We start from the raw sequence: 15,791 nt of genomic DNA on the forward strand, positions 1-15,791 counted from the left end.
AATTGATTTTCCGATGTAGCGGTTTCCGACGTCTCGGAAAACCAAGTAGTTCTCTCAAAGTTACTTTTATTAACGGCGCATGCCCTGTTTTCTTTAGAAAAAATTTTAGATTTTTTTGAAAATAATTCGTTTGGAGAGGTAATCGTGACGAAGTGGATAAAAAAGCAAAAAAACTTTCATTTTTCGCTAAAGCTTCTTTTCGAATTGTCGATACAGGCTGATTTTGCGTTAAATTCGTGTGGTGCGAACCATTAGCCAAGCAGCGTCAAAGCAAGGTTTGGCGCTTGTTTTGCTTGTGCCAGAATCGAAGTGCTGACCTGTTGTAAGATCTGCTGCTTCACCATTTGCGTGGTTTCTTTGGCGTAATCAGTATCTTGAATGCGGCTGTTCGAAGCCGCTAGGTTTTCGTGGATATTATCCAGATTATTGATCGCATGATTAAAGCGGTTTTGATACGCACCTAACTCAGCACGACTGCTGTCCACTGTTTTCATGGCGTCATCTAGAATACCGACCGCCATTTGAGCACCACCCACCGTACTGATATCAATTTTATCTACCGTTCGTTTTACAGTGACATACTTATCAAGCTCTAACTCATCACCCAAACCACCACTGAAGGTTGGTCCAGGGTATCCTATGGCATCTTTATAGGACATCAGTAACTGCAGTTGCCCCTCTTCATTAACAGACGCTTTTACTTTATCGGTTTGCCCATTAATGTAAGTAGCGAGTTCTTCTATATCGTCGCCTGCTTTAGCTTCAATACGGATCTCCTGCTCTTCAAAATTGTTATCACGATAGTGGATAACAATATCGTTGTTTCCGTTTTGAACCGTCCAATCGGAGCCGAGCCTTTGAGATGATCTCATAGAAAAGCTAGCAAAAGATTCCGGCTGCATAGTCCGTAGGCCAATTTGTACCGCTTCACCAGCAGTTGCACCGATTTGAAAAGACGATGTGCCAAATGTGCCATTCAGTAGTTTACGCCCACCAAATGAGGTGGTTTCCGCAATACGACTTAACTCATCATTTAAAGCAGAGACCTCTTCTTGCAGTGCAGTGCGTTCCGCTTTGCTGTTTGAACCATTGGCTGATTGAAGCGACAAATCACGCATACGCTGCATGATGTTAGTCACTTCATTCATCGCGCCTTCGGCAGTTTGCATGATGGAAATGCCGTCGTTCGCATTACGCACGGCAACATCCAAACCACGCATTTGCGATTGCAGACGGTTGGAGATTTGCAGACCCGCAGCGTCATCCTTTGCGCTGTTAATACGCTTCCCTGAAGACAAACGCTCCATGGATTGGTTCAGCATGTCAGTTGCACTGGTCAAATGACGCTGTGCGACAAGTGCTGCCACATTGGTATTAACGGTGATCGCCACGAGTAAAGGTCCTGAAATTAAGGCTTTGGATACTTATCGACCAAATTGCAGAAAGGTTTAGTGTTTTTTTATGAAAAGTGATGTAGTTACGCATTTCCTGACGAGACAGCGAATAGCAAAAAGCCTAGTGATGGCGCACTAGGCTTTGCATTTATGAGCAAAGACGACTCAGATTATTTTCTTACTTCGCTGCTTGAGTTGGCCGCAAGAGTAACTGTCACATAACTCACTCGTTGTCCGTTAACGTGCTTGTGCTCAGCAGGAACAGACTGCCCATCAACAACAAGCGTCGGGTAATCGCCATAGAACCAAGCTTCCCACTCTAAGTTTTGCTCAGAGGTATTGGTTAGCGTCGACCGTTCTAATCCATCATGACGCAAAGTTAGCTCGTGCTCTCCCATCGGAAGTTGCTCAACTTGAAGCCAGTCAATATCGGTTGTTAGATGAGACGCGGTTACAACTCGATGGTTTGCCGCATCAGGCTTGATGCCCATCAACCCCTCAATGGTATTCGAAATAAAGGTAAAAGAGATTTCAGGATAGTCACCGTTAGTACCTTGAGTTGGACGCTCATGGGGCTCATCTTTGATATCCATGATGTACTGCATCCACTTCCATGCTTCTGCATTGCGATTGTAAGGGAAGTAGGTTTCTGGGATATAAGTGTAAGCCTCAATGTTGTATGGCGCTTCCGGCGTACTGCCTATACCATCGCCCAGATTTTCTGCAATAAAGTCTAAGTAGCGCTCGTTACGTTCTCCAGGTTCAGTGATCAGCTTCATTGGCATGAACCAACTGTTTTCTTTACCGAAGTCATTCATACGGAAACCATCACGCTGAACGATGTTAACGTAGTTATCCAATGGTTTATTTGGATCCGCAATACTCCATTCTTCATTAAAGAAGTCTTTAAGTTGCTGTGCTTTCTCTTGCCAAAGCGCCGCCTCGCTGTACTCTTCACGAGCCCCAAGCATTGCAGCATACGCGACCGTCGCTTGGTATTGAGAGCCTATGCCATCACCGGCTTCGATTGGGAATTCGCCACGCTCGTTGTAAGTTGCGGATCCTTCAAAAATACCACCATAACCCTCGGCAATACCGTTAGGATCTTGATCGTCGTGAAGCGCGATATAATCCGTTAGCACCTTGGTGTAAAAACGCCATAAATCTGGGTCTTCGATGTAACGCTTGTCTCCTGTCCATTGATATTGCTTCCATGCTTTTTCCACAAACTCAAATTGCGCAGGCACTTCACGTACAAACCAGCTGTCATCTTTGTAGTCAATGGTATGTGGCGTGCCATCAAAGTTAACCGCCCACAAGGTATACCATTTTCTTGATTCCGTAGAATGCTTAGCGAAGGTCTTAAACATCGAAAAGTTTTCGGCATCTAGACCTGCGATTTTGGCTCCGCTGGCTTGATGTAAGAAGTCGCGAGAGTAGAAAGCCGTTCGGTCAAAATAACCAGCCCAATAAGATGGAATATAGTCTGCGGTGCCATCACCGTCATTATTGTTCTCATCACGGTTAACCAGATCATGCTGCCCTGTCATAACGAAGCGACGTGTTTTATCAATTGCCCATTCAAACGAACCTTGAAGTTTCTGATTCGAGGACGTGACGACAACCTGCTTCTCTTTTTCAATCGCCGTTAATGTCCATTTTTCTTCTTTGCCATTTGCATCTGTTACTACCGCTTGCACTGGTTGAGTAAAGTCCACGATTTCACCCACATCCAAGCTTGGTCGACTTTGTTCAGAAACCAAAAGGGTACTCACCGTTATGGCACTTAAATCGGTACCATAAGGCACTTGGAACTCGACGGTTCGCTGAGTTTTATCAATGCCCGTCACACCGACCTGTTGCTCGGCTTTAAATTGGATGATTTGATTAAAACTAACAGGCTGGCTCTTGTTCACTCTTACCAAAGACACACTGTCGACGCTCACCCCACCGACATCAGATCCTGTAAACCAGACTTTAATTTGCTCGCCTTTCTCTAGTGGAATAGCTGGCAGAGTATTTGGCTTATATATTTCACCCTCTGCATTTTCGTCTTTGGTTTTTTCAATCGTCTGGCTGACTAGAACCTCATCGGTCAGATTACTCAAGCCAAGAATGGCGTCATCACTTGGGCTGCTTATGTAGGCGGATAAATCATAAAAGCCCGTCTCAGGAATAGTGACTGTTTGGCTTACATGATGGTTAGTTCCGGAGGCAATCCTCGCCATCGACTCACCAACATAAGCGTCTTCATACTTCACATTGGCAAACCAGTAGCTCCATCCTAAACCGTCATTTTCAAAGGTAGAATTTGAGACAAGGTTGTCGCCTTTCGAAGAATCATCATCAGACGAGCTATTACAACCGGACAAAGCAAGGGCGACAAGAATCGCTGAAGCAAGTATTTTCAGTTTCATTTTTTTCTCGTTCGTAGGGATAGCGTGGTTATTGGATAACGTTTATTCGGGATGCTGCCGGCGACATGAAATGAAGACGCCGGCATGTTTATTGTTAATTTTTAATAGCTATAAGGAGCGTTAAACCGCTTGAATGGATTCTGGAGAAACTTTCGTTTTCTCATCAGAATCGTTGGCTACGATATGGTCGTATTTCTCGGTCAGATGATCCTGAATTTTTTGGTGGTAAGCACCGTTGAGTTTGTAGAAACGGAAGTACACAACCAAAGCGATAGCGAAGAAGAACGCTGGCAGCCCAACCATGATGCATTGCATGCCAAAGACGGTTTCAGGGCTTTGTTCCATGTTCGGTACATAATCCACTGCGGTAAGTGCGATACCAATGAAGAAAGCCGCAAAAGCTGAACCAGCTTTAACCACCAACGTTTGTACTGAGTACGCGATACTCTCGCAGCGTGAACCTAGCTTGTACTCACCGTAATCCACTGTATCCGCCACCATAATGACGTTCAGTACCCAAAATAGCGCCGTACCGATTTGCAATAACACACCCGCAGTAGAAATCAGCAGGATGCTTTGTTTGTCGTACATGCCTACGTAGATAAGGACTGCACTGCCTAGGATTGGGAAGCTCGATGCACACGCCCACAACACTCGGCGTGAGAACATTTGCGCCAATTTAGGGAACAAAACCAGTGTAATTAGGTTCGCGATACCAGCGTAAGCCATGTAGTAAGGGAAAAGTTCCTCATTTCCAACCACATACGTGAAGTAGTAAACCGCAAAGGCTGTGATGATGTTGGTAGCGAGGTTGTATGACAGTGCCATACAAAGAACGCTAGTCAGTTGGTCATTTTTGTAGATAAGCGAGAGAAGCTTCTTCAGCGAGACTTTTTCTTCAGGTTTCGTTATGTCAAGGTTGCTGGTTGAGTAGCGCTCTTTCACGTTACGTAGCGTGATGTAAGTTGAGACAAGGAAACAACCGACAAGCAAAATCGCAAACACTTGGAAACCAAATCCTTTGTCGTCGCCACCGACATAATTGACGAACGGCATTGCGATTGCGGCGGTAACAATCCATGCAAGGCTGGCGAAGAATCGAGGGTATGGCACAAGCTCTTCACGCTCACGTTTGTCCAGAGTGAGTGTCGGAACCAGTGACCAGAAAGGAATATCCATTAAGGTGTAGGTCATGCCCCACAAAATGTAAGTCACTGCTGCATAAGCAACAAGCCATGGTCCTTCGATGTGATGTGCACTAAACAACATGAGCAACACCACTGAGTTGGTGATGGTACCAATTAAAATCCAAGGTTTAAATTTACCCCAACGCGTGCGGGTATTGTTCACGATCCAGCCCATAATTGGGTCATTCACTGCATCCCAAATACGCGCAATTAAAAAGATGGTTCCCACCACGGCAGCCGAAATACCAACAACATCGGTGTAGTAGAACATCAGGTACATGTAAACGATGGTGATAGCGAAGTCTTTACCAAATGCGCCAAAGCCGTAGCTTAGCTTGGTATTCATAGAGATACTCATTTGTTACTCCTTACGCCCCCTCATCGAGAAGGCGCAGTATATTCACGTTATTGTCGTTTTTATTGATATTGGTTTTGTGATTCTGGATTTACTGATGCACCCACGCTGGCAACCAACCTTCGTGTGCTTCAATCAAGTCATCAACAAGGGCATAAATTTCTTCAATTCCAAGCACTGCTGCGGTATGAGGATCAAGCATGGCGGCATGATAGATACGATCTCGGTTTTCAGTGAGGATGGCTTCCGTCAGCAGAGTCTGAACATTGATGTTGGTCTGCATTAATGCCGCTAAGTGATTTGGTAGTCGGCCAGCTTTGATCGGTTGCACGCCATTTGCGTCGACCAGACAAGCTACCTCCACACAACAACCTTGTGGCAAGTTGTCAATTAACGCTTCATTCTTCACGTTGCCGTAGATAACGCTTGGCGTGCCTGTCCAAATCGAGTTCATGATGGTGCTCGCGTATTCATGGGACTCTTTGACGGTGATTTGATCCGCGTTTTTGAAGTCTTCGAGGTCTTTTTTCCAGTCAGCAATTTGTTCTACACAACGTTTAGGATATTCATCAAGTGGCACTTTATAACGTTCAATCAGATCTGGGCGATTTGGTTTGATGAAATATGGGGTGTATTCAGAAAAATGTTCTGATGATTCCGTCACGAAGTAGCCTAACTTCTTAAACATTTCGTAGCGGACTAGGTTGGTACAGCGACCGTTGTGATGCAAACCCGGCTTCGGCGCTTTGCCCGATTCAAATGCCTCAAGCAAATCAGGATAAATGTCGACATACTCCCCCTGCTCGTTTTTCTTTTCGAACGTAAGGTAATAAGCCATGTGGTTAATGCCCGCACAGGTGTAGCGAAGGTCTGAATATTCGATATCAAGGTCGCGAGCCAGCTCTTCTGCCGTCCCTTGCACGGAATGACACAAACCCACTTGTTTGATGTGAGGGTATTTCTCATACATCGCCCAAGTGTTCATCGCCATTGGGTTAACGTAGTTGAGCATAGTGGCATTTGGGCACACTTCAGTCATGTCTTCACACACACTCCAAAGGTGAGGAATAGTGCGCAGTGAACGCATGATGCCGCCAGGGCCTAAGGTGTCGGCGATGGTTTGCTCCAAACCGTGACGCTTGCAAACCTCAAAGTCCGTTACAGTGCATGGCTCATACCCACCGATTTGGAATGCGATAACGACAAAGTCTGCGCCTTGCAATGCTTCTTTTTGGTTTAAGTGACAAGTGATCGTCCCCGTCGCACCGGATGATTCCATCAACTTGCTTACGACTAGGTGTGATTCCTCCAAGCGGATTTCATCAATATCCATCAAGGCAATTTGCGCCCCTTTGAAGGCCGGCTTATGGAACACATCGCCAAGAATGTTCTTCACAAAAATCGTAGAACCCGCACCGATGAATGTGATTTTAGGGCTTTTCATAGTTGAATCCTTTTTGCTTTCATACTTTTGTTTCGATGCATTTAAGTTACACCTGTCGCAAGGCCGAATTCGTCTCAGATAAACCAATCACTCTCCCGTTTCCTAATATTTAAAATCAACCAATAAAAATTCTTAGGAAATGGGATATTTTTGTGTAAATCACGGATAAAAAAGGTGGGAAGATACACTGAGGCTTGCTAGCACGGCGATTTAAGTCACATAACCAAAATCTTATAAAACAGAGTAATCGGTGTTTTTGAAGCTGTTCTGAGTTTTGTTTCAACAGATTTAGTACAAAGAACTTATACAGTTTCCTAAGAGGTGGGCGATGGCGAAGGTAGAGTCCAAGGCAGAGTTAGATACATTGAAAGTCGTGATTCAAGATAAGTATTCTTCCGAAACAGTTTCTGTAAGCCCACTTTCGCTGTACTCATCTTATGAAAAAATCGATATCGAGCTTAGGCCGCCCCACTCTATGCCGGGTTATCACTGGCACGGACAAGTAGAGGTAAACATTCCTTTCGGGGATGATGTCGAGTACATCATTAACGGCAGTCCAATAGTGGTGAAAGCAGGCTCGATAGGATTGTTTTGGGCATCGGTTCCTCATCGGCTCACCAATCCGGGCAAAAGTCATAATATGGGGATCATCAATATTCCGATACACCACTTTATGTCTTGGACGCTAAATCGAGACTTCGTCAATCAGATCACCCATGGTTGTGTGCTGCAATCAAACGCCAGTTCATTAGTCAGCGAGTTTGAGTTAGCACGCTGGGCAGAAGAAACAAGCCACCCTTCGGAAAGTCGCCAGCAATTAGCGATTGATGAAATTGGCTTGATGTTAAAAAGAATGTGCTTAGATGGTTGGCAACAACTGAGCATCAATAAACAAGAGAAGTCGACCAAAAAAGGCGTCTCCAAACACTCGCAGTTTTACGTCAGTCAAATGCTGGAATACATTGCCACCCATCATAACCAGCCGATCACGATAAAAGATATTGCAGAACACATTGGATTGCATACTAACTACGCGATGAACGTGTTCCAACGAACCATGCAGATGACCATCAAGCAATACATCACGGCAATGCGGATTAACCACGCCAGAGCGCTGTTGAGTGATACCGACCGAACAATTTTAGATATCGCTTTAACGGTAGGTTTTAATTCTAGCAGCCGATTTTATGAGACTTTTCAGAATTATATTGGTGTAACGCCAACGCAATATCGCAAGAAGTCACGAGAAGATCATCGCTGGAGCAGTCACAGTACTAGCCCACTTTACGAACTAGAGAAAGGCGCCATTGATGGCAAAAGACCACTGACGGTCAGTTAGTCTTATCAGGCAAGAATGAGGGGAAACAAAAAAGGCAGATCACTCTGCCTTTTTAATCATTGGAGGGTTAGCGAAGAATTACTTAATCGCCAATTCCGCTAGCATTTCTTGTGAAGGAGCGAAGAAGTACGCACCTGTTACCGCTTTAGTGAAGCGAAGCAGTTGGTCAGTCTTACCATCTGTCACGCCGTACATGCTTTCAAGCATAACTTTGATGTTGTGGATAGTGTTGCAGTAAGAGATGAACAACAGACCGTGTGCGCCCGTTACTGTACCGTATGGCAAGCTGTGACGAACGATCTTAAGGCCTTTGCCTTCTTCTTTGATGTCCACACGACCCACGTGAGAAGCGGCTGGAACATCTTCTAGCTCGATAGAATCTGGCTTAGTACGGCCAATCACTTTCTCTTGTGCAGATACGTTCAAACGGTTCCATGCAGGAAGGTTGTGCTCAAAGCGTTGAACCATCACGTAACTACCACCAGCGAAAGCACCGTCTTTGATCAATGCTACGTCAGCACGTGCGTCGCCTTTCGGGTTCTCTGTACCATCAACAAATTCTGTCATGTCACGAGCATCTAGGTAACGGTAGCCGTATGTTTCGTCAACAATTGTTACGTCTTCCGCTGTGTCCACTAGGAATTTACGAAGAACGTAGAAGTGCAAATCGTGGCGCGTTGAATGACAGTGGATCAGTACATCAACGTCTGATGCCGGAGCAATCACGTCCCCTTCACCCAATTGTGGAAAATCAATCAACTCTTCTGGCATTTGCATGTTTAGGTGCTGCCAGAAAGACTTAGTGAATGCGATAGAAATCGTTAGGTCTGCACCTGGTTGGTTCGCATTGAGCTCTTTTACTAGCTCAGGTAGCGCTTTTAGTTTCGCCAGTACGTTTTCACGGTTTTGGTTCACTTTTAACTGAGTGTAAAGTGCAAATGGTCCTGCTTCAGGCACAATCGCCGTTTGAGCTTGTGACATTGAGAAATCCTCTATACATTGCCCCATGCGGGAATTTTTTGTTCTTAATTCTTCGATGGCTGTTCTTCTTTGTGCTCAACTTGTGGCACGTTGAAACAGTCTTTCACCCATCTTCCATTAAAAAGATAGATCATAAACCAAACTAACAGGGTAATAGTGAGCGCGTTTGCCCAGTTGAATACACCATGTTCTAAGTAGACATGATACATGGTCTGAACCAATTGAATACCGCACAAGATCAAAGTCATGGCACGACCATGCTGGGTAATTTGATTCACCCAACCTCTGTCTGGATGGCGCAAGCCCATCAACCACATCAATAATAAACTTGGAATACCCATCGATAGTCCGAGATATAGCGTATTTGAGTCCGGATAAACAATCGATAATATCTTGCTACCGCTGTCTCTACTCACTCCTGCCATGGCAAACACCACCCAAGAGCGTGCTAGGAACATCCACCCTAGCCATAACATAATTGGCGCTTTCAAAAATCCATGAGCGTCGTACTGATCAAATGAGTAACGCACAATATCGTCTTCTTAGTTTCATAAAAACGCCACTTTAACTGATCGCTTCAGAGTTGCAACCCAGCAAAGCTGAGAACTAAAGTTCATTTCATCATCTTACGCAGGTAAACTAGGTTTAGATTTACAGTGACGTCGATGGAAATATGAAGAAGAAAAACACAGCAGCACCCGTTCCTTCCCAAGAAACCCAAACAGAAGCGATGAAGATTGCTAAATCCACGCAAAAGCCAGGGCAAACCAAAGAACAGACTAAACTGATCGCTCAAGGTATTGAGAAAGGCATTGCTCAGTACAAGAAGCAGCAGAAAGAGCGCAATCGACAAGCCGATAAAGCGAAGAAAAAACAGCAGAGAGAAAAACAACGCCAAGTCGATGACGTGGTTGAACTAGATTCAGCAAACGTTGAAGCACCAACGAGCAAACCTGCCGTCTTACCTTGGGCGCTATTGGTTTTGAGTTGGGCAGGTTTTGCGGCTTACATCATGATGGGGAAATAGCATGCAACGATATGTGATGATAGGAAGCATCGCATTGGCTTTGATGGGGTGTTCATCACCATCCATACTGCTAACTGAACTAGGTAGTGATGTGCAGATCCGCATTGATAGCCAGTTCAATCCAGATCAATGCGAGTACCTAGGTGAAGTCACTGGCAGCGAAGGGCATTGGTATAATTACTTGTTCTACACCAACGATGCCATGATGCATGGTGCGATGGCCGATTTGAAAAACAACGCCGCTTTGCTCGAGGCCGACACCGTTTACATGGTCTCACCTCAAGACTTTGTGACTTCTTTCAGCGTGCTAGGTACTGCCTACCGCTGCCAATAAGCGTTTTCCAGACGTAAAAAAAGCCAGCAATTGCTGGCTTATGCACGAAATCCAAGACTGCTAGCGATATCTCCCTCTCGCTCAAGAACCCATTGACTGTCAAAAGGTCCCCAATCCGAAAGTTGGTAATAGCCGTCGTTATGACGTCGACCATCTTGAACGAAGATGAGTTCGATGCCGATCCCCGGTAATGCCTTGAGTACATCTTGAATAGTACGACGAGGCCACCCCGTTCTTTCGATCAATTTTGGTACATTTGGCCTTTCTAGGTTTTCCACCAACAAGGCCAAATATAGCCGCCTTGCAAAAACAGGACTCAATTCCATTGACACCTCCTAAAATTGTGCTGATTCATTATTTCTTTTTTGCTCGGCGAGATGTTGCGTTTGATCAATAACTCGACTTTTCCGTGCTATTTAGCCGAGTTTTTTATCAATCTGATCACCATTTGATGGAGGAATGAGCTACAAAATAAGCCTGAATAGAGCACTGACCTGTGAAATATTCGCCGCATGATTTTGTCACATTGGTTGCTTCTTGATAGGATGCTTGAACAGCCAAAAACAATGCAAAATCGGGCGTTCCATAGCGCAAACCGATAAGTAAAGTACAAAGAGAAAAGGAAATAATATGACGATCACTATGTTCGGCATCCCAAACTGCGACACGATTAAAAAAGCCAAGAAATGGCTAGAAGCGGAAAACGTTGCTTTTGATTTTCACGACTACCGCAAACAAGGTATCGATGCGGCAATGGTGACGGAATTTTGTAACGCACTAGGTTGGGAGCAAGTTCTGAACAAGCGTGGCACGACTTTCCGTCAACTGACTCAAGAGCAAAAAGATTCTCTTAACGAAGAAAACGCAATCGCGCTGTTAGTAGAAAATCCAGCGATGATTAAGCGCCCAATCTTGAAAGTTGAAGACCAACTTCATATCGGTTTCAAAGCAGACCAATACGCGACCATTTTTAACTCTTAATTTAAGGAACACTCAAGGATGACAGACAGTCCAGTACTGGCACTTGCTAAAGACCTGATTAGCCGCCAGTCCGTAACGCCTGAAGATGCAGGCTGCCAGGAAGTAATGATCGAGCGATTGAAAGCGCTTGGTTTTGAAATCGAAGTCATGGTATTTGAAGACACCACTAACTTCTGGGCTCGCCGTGGTACAGAAGCGCCACTGTTTGCTTTTGCCGGACACACAGACGTTGTGCCAGCGGGTAAGTTAGAACTGTGGGATACACCACCATTTGAGCCGACCATTATCGATGGTTACCTTCACGGTCGCGGTGCAGCCGACATGAAAGGCTCACTGGCGTGTATGGTGGTTGCGGTTGAGCGCTTTATTGCTGAAAACCCAGACCACAAAGGCTCGATCGGCTTCTTGATCACTTCAGACGAAGAAGGCCCATTCATCAACGGTACCGTTCGCGTTGTTGAAACCCTAATGGAGCGCGGCGAGAACATCGACATGTGTATCGTTGGCGAACCTTCAAGTACAGAAGTGGTTGGTGATGTAGTGAAAAATGGCCGTCGCGGCTCCATCACAGGCGACCTAACCGTAAAAGGTACACAAGGTCACGTGGCCTACCCTCACCTTGCAAACAACCCAGTTCATCAGTCTCTAATGGCTATCCATGAGCTTGCCACTACAGAGTGGGACCAAGGTAACGACTACTTCCCTCCGACTAGTTTCCAGATCCCGAATGTTTCAGCAGGGACTGGCGCGTCTAACGTCATTCCTGGCGAGTTCAACGTTCAATTCAACCTGCGCTTTAGTACTGAACTCAGCAATGAAATGATCGTTCAACGCGTCACTGAAACGCTGGATAAACACGAGTTAGACTACGATCTAAAATGGACCTTCAACGGCGACCCGTTCTTAACTGACACTGGCGCATTGCTAGACGCAGTGGTAGCAGCAGTTGATGAAGTAAACCACACTAAACCAGCGCTTCTGACAACAGGCGGTACATCTGATGGTCGCTTTATCGCCCGCATGGGTGGTCAGGTAGTTGAACTTGGCCCTGTTAATGCGACGATTCATAAAGTGAACGAGTGCGTGAAAGTGGACGATCTAGAAAAGTTGACTGACATGTACGAGAACACCTTAAAGCATCTGTTAGCAAAATAGCACCTACGTGTGTAGCAAGTAGTATTTAGCGAGAACACCATGACACCAGAGCAACTTACCGGAATCACTGACTCGCATCTGCAATCCACTTTAGTGGGTCAAAAAGCCTTTATGCTTCATCCAGAGGTCGCAGATGATTTGTTGCAGATGATTGATGCCGCAAACAAAGCGGGCTTTAAGATGGAAATTGCCAGCGGATTTCGCGATTTCAACCGCCAAAAAGCGATCTGGAACGGTAAGTTTGCCGGTGACTTAACCATCTTAGATTCTCACTCCCAGCCTCTAGACAAGGCGAAACTCAGTGATGAACAAAAGCTGATGGCCATTCTTCGTTGGTCTGCCCTACCGGGCGGAAGCCGACATCATTGGGGTTGTGATTTTGATGTCTACGCGCGTAACTTGCTACCGTCAGACACACAATTGCAATTAGAGCCGTGGGAATACTTAGAAGGTCACCAGTTACCTTTCTATCAATGGTTAGCAGCCAATTTAGAGCGCTTTGGTTTCTTCTTCCCTTATCAGCAAGATCTGGGGGGCGTTGCCATTGAACCCTGGCACATCAGCCATCGCTTTGTAGGGCAGCAATGCCTAACTCATTTGACGCCCGAAGTTCTGAGAAATCAGCTCATTGAGCAAAATCAGATCGATAACATTGCAGGGATTGACGTCATATTGAATAATTTGGATAAGGTCGTTACCAAATTCATTCACAATATCACGCCGCCGGAGGCTCTATGATCGAACTCTTAACCAACCCTTGGGTCATTATCATCATAGTGGTCAGCATCGTGGTGGGGAATATTGCTGCGCTCAAGTACACCGCAAAAATGAAGTTTGGTCAGATGGATAAAGGTCGTAAGAACGATTTAGATAAGCTGAACGAGCTGGATAAAGAACGCTACAGCGAAAATGGTGAGAAGAAAGACGACTCTCGTTAATATCTCATTTGAGCTTACTCTGAGCTCAAACCAAAGTACTGAGTACTCTCATTAAAACAAATACTAAAAAGGGACCAAGAAGGTCCCTTTTGTTTATCTGTGTCTAACTACTTAGCTGTTTTAAGTAATTAATCTTTCACTACCGCAGCCAATACTGGCGCAAGTGACTTCAAGAATTCTTCTTCTACTGGCTTACCAGAAGAGTCGGTAATGTTGATAGAAGTACGGTTACCCAAGTCACCCAATAGGAAAGTGTATTTACCTGCGGCTAGGTCTACTGGTTTCACGCCGATGTCATTCCAGAAAGCATCATCAGGTGATGCGTATTTCGCTGTCACCGTGCCTTGAGATTGGCTGCGCTCTTCAATAGTGAAGCCCATCTTCGGCATGACATCTGGCAGGCGGTTCCACACTACGTTGTATTGAGCACGAGCAATGATTACTGGCAGACCGCTGCGGTCTTTACCCATGGTAATTGGGATGTGCTTCACTAGCTCTTGTGCTTTACGCTGTGCTTCTTCACGAACGTGCTGGTCATAACGAGCAGTAACCAAGTTAGTCATAAACACGTTGTAACGCTCACGGTTAGTACGTGTTACTTCTTTAACTTGATTGCCTTCACGCCAATCAATCAAGCTCACTTTAAAGCCATGGCGACCGTTCATCTCACCACGAGTAATTTCGTAGCGGCTGCCGATTTCCATGTCTTCATCTGGTGAGTTCCAAGTTACCCAACCCGTTTCGATACGATTGTCGGTTTGGTTTTCTACTGGGATCTTGTTTTCAGCAACCATGTCTTGAACGGTTTGCCAAACTTTATCCAATTCATCCTTGCGAAGCAGCCACAGTGTTACTTCACCGTCATTGCTGCGATCTAGGCGAGCACCAGGGATCAATTCCAATACTTGCTGCGGCGGACGAATATCCACTTCTTTACCAATACCACCAGCGTACTCACCTTGTGGGATGCGGTAGTTAGGGTAAAACTGAGGAACAGCACCTGCGGGAACACTCCACTCTTCAAGAGGTGGGGTGTTCAAGTACTCGAAGTCGTCTTTTGCTTGACGACGCTGGTTTGCACCACCTGAACAGGCAGTCAATACGAATACAGCTAGTGAACTTAACACTAACTGGCTTGAAAGCTTCATTTATACTCCTAAAACACTGAGGGCTAATTTGCCCTCAGCATGAACTTCAATCCTAGCAACTCAATCTTAATAAATACCGGCGTCGGTTAGCGCCTGTTCAACGACTGGCTGCGATTTTTCAGAAAGTGGGGTCAAAGGAAGACGCAGTTCACCTTCTTCAATCAAACCAAGCTTATGTGCAGCCCATTTTACTGGGATAGGGCTTGATTCAACGAATAGGTTCTTGTGCAGAGTCATCAAACGTTCATTGATCGCTTCTGCTTCGTCGTATTTTCCTTCACTTGCCAAATGGAACATGTCTGCCATGTCCTTAGCCGCGATATTGTTCGTTACCGAGATAACGCCATGACCGCCAAGTTTAACAAATTCTAGGCCAGTCGCATCATCACCACTTAGTAAGATAAAATCTTCGCCACAAAGTTCACGGTGAAGTGCAATTCGGCTTAAATCGCCTGTCGCGTCTTTTAGAGCCACGATATTATCAAGCTTTGACAAGCGTGCCACTGTCTCAGGCAACATATCTACCGCAGTACGACCCGGTACATTGTACAAAATTAGAGGTACGTCACTCGCTTCAGCAATTGCTTTGTAGTGTTGGTACAAACCTTCTTGAGTTGGTTTGTTGTAGTAAGGCGTTACGCTCAGGAAACCCGTAATACCAGAATCAGCCAATAATTTGCTAAATGTCACTGCTTCGTGGGTTGCGTTTGCACCCGTACCAGCAATCACTGGGATACGACCGTTTGCAAACTCAACGGTTTTATTCACGACCTTTACATGCTCTTCAATGGTTAGAGTCGCTGACTCACCAGTGGTGCCAACTGCAACAATACCGTCTGTACCAGCTTCAACATGGTACTCAACAAGCTTTTGTAGACTATCAAAATCTACTTCACCATCTGATTTTAGTGGTGTAATCAGCGCTACGATACTTCCTGAAAACATGTTTATCTCCCTCATTTTACTCTTTCTGCATGGTACTGTAATGCGATTGAAAAACACAAGAGCGTAAACTCGCTTACAAAGTACAAATGAATGAATAATTATCAGTTGTTAGAGGTCTCGCAACTAAAATGTGAATTTTGTTCTCA

General features: G+C 45.3%; 16 protein-coding genes. 7 read left to right on the plus strand and 9 right to left on the minus strand.

Annotated elements, in window-relative coordinates:
- Positions 1-251: 251 nt before the first annotated feature.
- From VCHENC03_RS05005 to VCHENC03_RS04990, 4 genes are all read right to left on the minus strand, one after another.
- Complete coding sequence (locus tag VCHENC03_RS05005; protein WP_009707383.1) at positions 252-1,391, minus strand: flagellin; 1,140 nt, start codon at positions 1,389-1,391, stop codon at positions 252-254.
- Between the two features lie 173 nt (positions 1,392-1,564).
- Positions 1,565-3,811 (minus strand): hypothetical protein, encoded by a 2,247-nt coding sequence (locus VCHENC03_RS05000; protein ID WP_009707384.1) that lies wholly within the window; start codon positions 3,809-3,811, stop codon positions 1,565-1,567.
- Positions 3,812-3,931: 120 nt separating this feature from the next.
- Positions 3,932-5,356 carry a melibiose:sodium transporter MelB gene (melB, locus tag VCHENC03_RS04995; protein ID WP_009707385.1) on the minus strand — a complete coding sequence of 475 codons (1,425 nt, stop codon included), beginning with the start codon at positions 5,354-5,356 and terminating at the stop codon, positions 3,932-3,934.
- 88 nt (positions 5,357-5,444) lie between these two features.
- Positions 5,445-6,797 (minus strand): alpha-glucosidase/alpha-galactosidase, encoded by a 1,353-nt coding sequence (locus VCHENC03_RS04990; protein ID WP_009707386.1) that lies wholly within the window; start codon positions 6,795-6,797, stop codon positions 5,445-5,447.
- Between the two features lie 328 nt (positions 6,798-7,125).
- Here VCHENC03_RS04990 and melR point away from each other — a divergent pair, with 328 nt between their 5' ends.
- Positions 7,126-8,136 carry a transcriptional regulator MelR gene (gene melR, locus VCHENC03_RS0126185; protein WP_032803000.1) on the plus strand — a complete coding sequence of 337 codons (1,011 nt, stop codon included), beginning with the start codon at positions 7,126-7,128 and terminating at the stop codon, positions 8,134-8,136.
- Between the two features lie 78 nt (positions 8,137-8,214).
- Here melR and VCHENC03_RS04985 read toward each other — a convergent pair whose 3' ends face one another.
- On the minus strand, positions 8,215-9,117 hold the full coding sequence (locus VCHENC03_RS04985; RefSeq protein ID WP_005436880.1) for a Dyp-type peroxidase: 903 nt from the start codon (positions 9,115-9,117) through the stop codon (positions 8,215-8,217).
- A gap of 44 nt (positions 9,118-9,161) precedes the next feature.
- On the minus strand, positions 9,162-9,647 hold the full coding sequence (locus tag VCHENC03_RS04980; protein WP_009707388.1) for a DUF2919 domain-containing protein: 486 nt from the start codon (positions 9,645-9,647) through the stop codon (positions 9,162-9,164).
- Between the two features lie 143 nt (positions 9,648-9,790).
- Between VCHENC03_RS04980 and VCHENC03_RS04975 the strand changes: the two genes are divergently transcribed.
- Complete coding sequence (locus VCHENC03_RS04975) at positions 9,791-10,144, plus strand: DUF2956 domain-containing protein (protein WP_005436875.1); 354 nt, start codon at positions 9,791-9,793, stop codon at positions 10,142-10,144.
- Position 10,145: 1 nt separating this feature from the next.
- The gene (locus VCHENC03_RS04970; RefSeq protein WP_032803002.1) at positions 10,146-10,478 is read left to right on the plus strand and encodes a DUF4156 domain-containing protein; all 333 of its coding nucleotides are present in this window, start codon (positions 10,146-10,148) and stop codon (positions 10,476-10,478) included.
- Positions 10,479-10,516: 38 nt separating this feature from the next.
- Here the strand turns inward: VCHENC03_RS04970 and VCHENC03_RS04965 are convergent, their stop codons facing one another.
- On the minus strand, positions 10,517-10,804 hold the full coding sequence (locus tag VCHENC03_RS04965) for a winged helix-turn-helix domain-containing protein (protein WP_005445349.1): 288 nt from the start codon (positions 10,802-10,804) through the stop codon (positions 10,517-10,519).
- A gap of 304 nt (positions 10,805-11,108) precedes the next feature.
- Between VCHENC03_RS04965 and VCHENC03_RS04960 the strand changes: the two genes are divergently transcribed.
- Genes VCHENC03_RS04960 through VCHENC03_RS04945 form a run of 4 tightly spaced genes read left to right on the plus strand, consistent with a single transcriptional unit; the run spans position 11,109 to position 13,552 of the window.
- On the plus strand, positions 11,109-11,459 hold the full coding sequence (locus VCHENC03_RS04960) for an ArsC family reductase (protein WP_005436871.1): 351 nt from the start codon (positions 11,109-11,111) through the stop codon (positions 11,457-11,459).
- An 18-nt stretch (positions 11,460-11,477) separates the two neighbouring features.
- Positions 11,478-12,614, plus strand: a complete 1,137-nt coding sequence (dapE, locus tag VCHENC03_RS04955; RefSeq protein ID WP_009707390.1) for a succinyl-diaminopimelate desuccinylase — start codon at positions 11,478-11,480, stop codon at positions 12,612-12,614.
- Between the two features lie 39 nt (positions 12,615-12,653).
- Complete coding sequence (locus tag VCHENC03_RS04950) at positions 12,654-13,352, plus strand: M15 family metallopeptidase (RefSeq protein WP_009707391.1); 699 nt, start codon at positions 12,654-12,656, stop codon at positions 13,350-13,352.
- The gene (locus tag VCHENC03_RS04945; RefSeq protein ID WP_009707392.1) at positions 13,349-13,552 is read left to right on the plus strand and encodes a DUF2897 family protein; all 204 of its coding nucleotides are present in this window, start codon (positions 13,349-13,351) and stop codon (positions 13,550-13,552) included. Before VCHENC03_RS04950 ends, VCHENC03_RS04945 begins: the two co-directional genes overlap by 4 nt.
- Before the next feature lie 128 nt (positions 13,553-13,680).
- Here VCHENC03_RS04945 and bamC read toward each other — a convergent pair whose 3' ends face one another.
- Both bamC and dapA read right to left on the minus strand, forming a co-directional pair.
- Entirely contained in the window at positions 13,681-14,700 is a 1,020-nt protein-coding gene (gene bamC / locus VCHENC03_RS04940) for an outer membrane protein assembly factor BamC (protein ID WP_009707393.1), read from the minus strand.
- A 66-nt stretch (positions 14,701-14,766) separates the two neighbouring features.
- Positions 14,767-15,645, minus strand: a complete 879-nt coding sequence (gene dapA, locus VCHENC03_RS04935) for a 4-hydroxy-tetrahydrodipicolinate synthase (protein ID WP_009707394.1) — start codon at positions 15,643-15,645, stop codon at positions 14,767-14,769.
- Positions 15,646-15,791: the final 146 nt, after the last annotated feature.

This window comes from Vibrio sp. HENC-03 (genome assembly GCF_000305755.2).
Taxonomy (GTDB): domain Bacteria; phylum Pseudomonadota; class Gammaproteobacteria; order Enterobacterales; family Vibrionaceae; genus Vibrio; species Vibrio owensii.

What these genes read in the sequence shown, in the direction of transcription:
- VCHENC03_RS05000 (WP_009707384.1), bottom strand. Translation starts at nt 3,811, where the DNA reads ATGAAACTGAAAATACTTGCTTCAGCGATTCTTGTCGCCCTTGCTTTG.
- melB (WP_009707385.1), bottom strand. Translation starts at nt 5,356, where the DNA reads ATGAGTATCTCTATGAATACCAAGCTAAGCTACGGCTTTGGCGCATTT.
- VCHENC03_RS04990 (WP_009707386.1), bottom strand. Translation starts at nt 6,797, where the DNA reads ATGAAAAGCCCTAAAATCACATTCATCGGTGCGGGTTCTACGATTTTT.
- melR (WP_032803000.1), top strand. Translation starts at nt 7,126, where the DNA reads ATGGCGAAGGTAGAGTCCAAGGCAGAGTTAGATACATTGAAAGTCGTG.
- VCHENC03_RS04985 (WP_005436880.1), bottom strand. Translation starts at nt 9,117, where the DNA reads ATGTCACAAGCTCAAACGGCGATTGTGCCTGAAGCAGGACCATTTGCA.
- VCHENC03_RS04975 (WP_005436875.1), top strand. Translation starts at nt 9,791, where the DNA reads ATGAAGAAGAAAAACACAGCAGCACCCGTTCCTTCCCAAGAAACCCAA.
- VCHENC03_RS04970 (WP_032803002.1), top strand. Translation starts at nt 10,146, where the DNA reads ATGCAACGATATGTGATGATAGGAAGCATCGCATTGGCTTTGATGGGG.
- VCHENC03_RS04965 (WP_005445349.1), bottom strand. Translation starts at nt 10,804, where the DNA reads ATGGAATTGAGTCCTGTTTTTGCAAGGCGGCTATATTTGGCCTTGTTG.
- VCHENC03_RS04960 (WP_005436871.1), top strand. Translation starts at nt 11,109, where the DNA reads ATGACGATCACTATGTTCGGCATCCCAAACTGCGACACGATTAAAAAA.
- dapE (WP_009707390.1), top strand. Translation starts at nt 11,478, where the DNA reads ATGACAGACAGTCCAGTACTGGCACTTGCTAAAGACCTGATTAGCCGC.
- VCHENC03_RS04950 (WP_009707391.1), top strand. Translation starts at nt 12,654, where the DNA reads ATGACACCAGAGCAACTTACCGGAATCACTGACTCGCATCTGCAATCC.
- VCHENC03_RS04945 (WP_009707392.1), top strand. Translation starts at nt 13,349, where the DNA reads ATGATCGAACTCTTAACCAACCCTTGGGTCATTATCATCATAGTGGTC.
- bamC (WP_009707393.1), bottom strand. Translation starts at nt 14,700, where the DNA reads ATGAAGCTTTCAAGCCAGTTAGTGTTAAGTTCACTAGCTGTATTCGTA.
- dapA (WP_009707394.1), bottom strand. Translation starts at nt 15,645, where the DNA reads ATGTTTTCAGGAAGTATCGTAGCGCTGATTACACCACTAAAATCAGAT.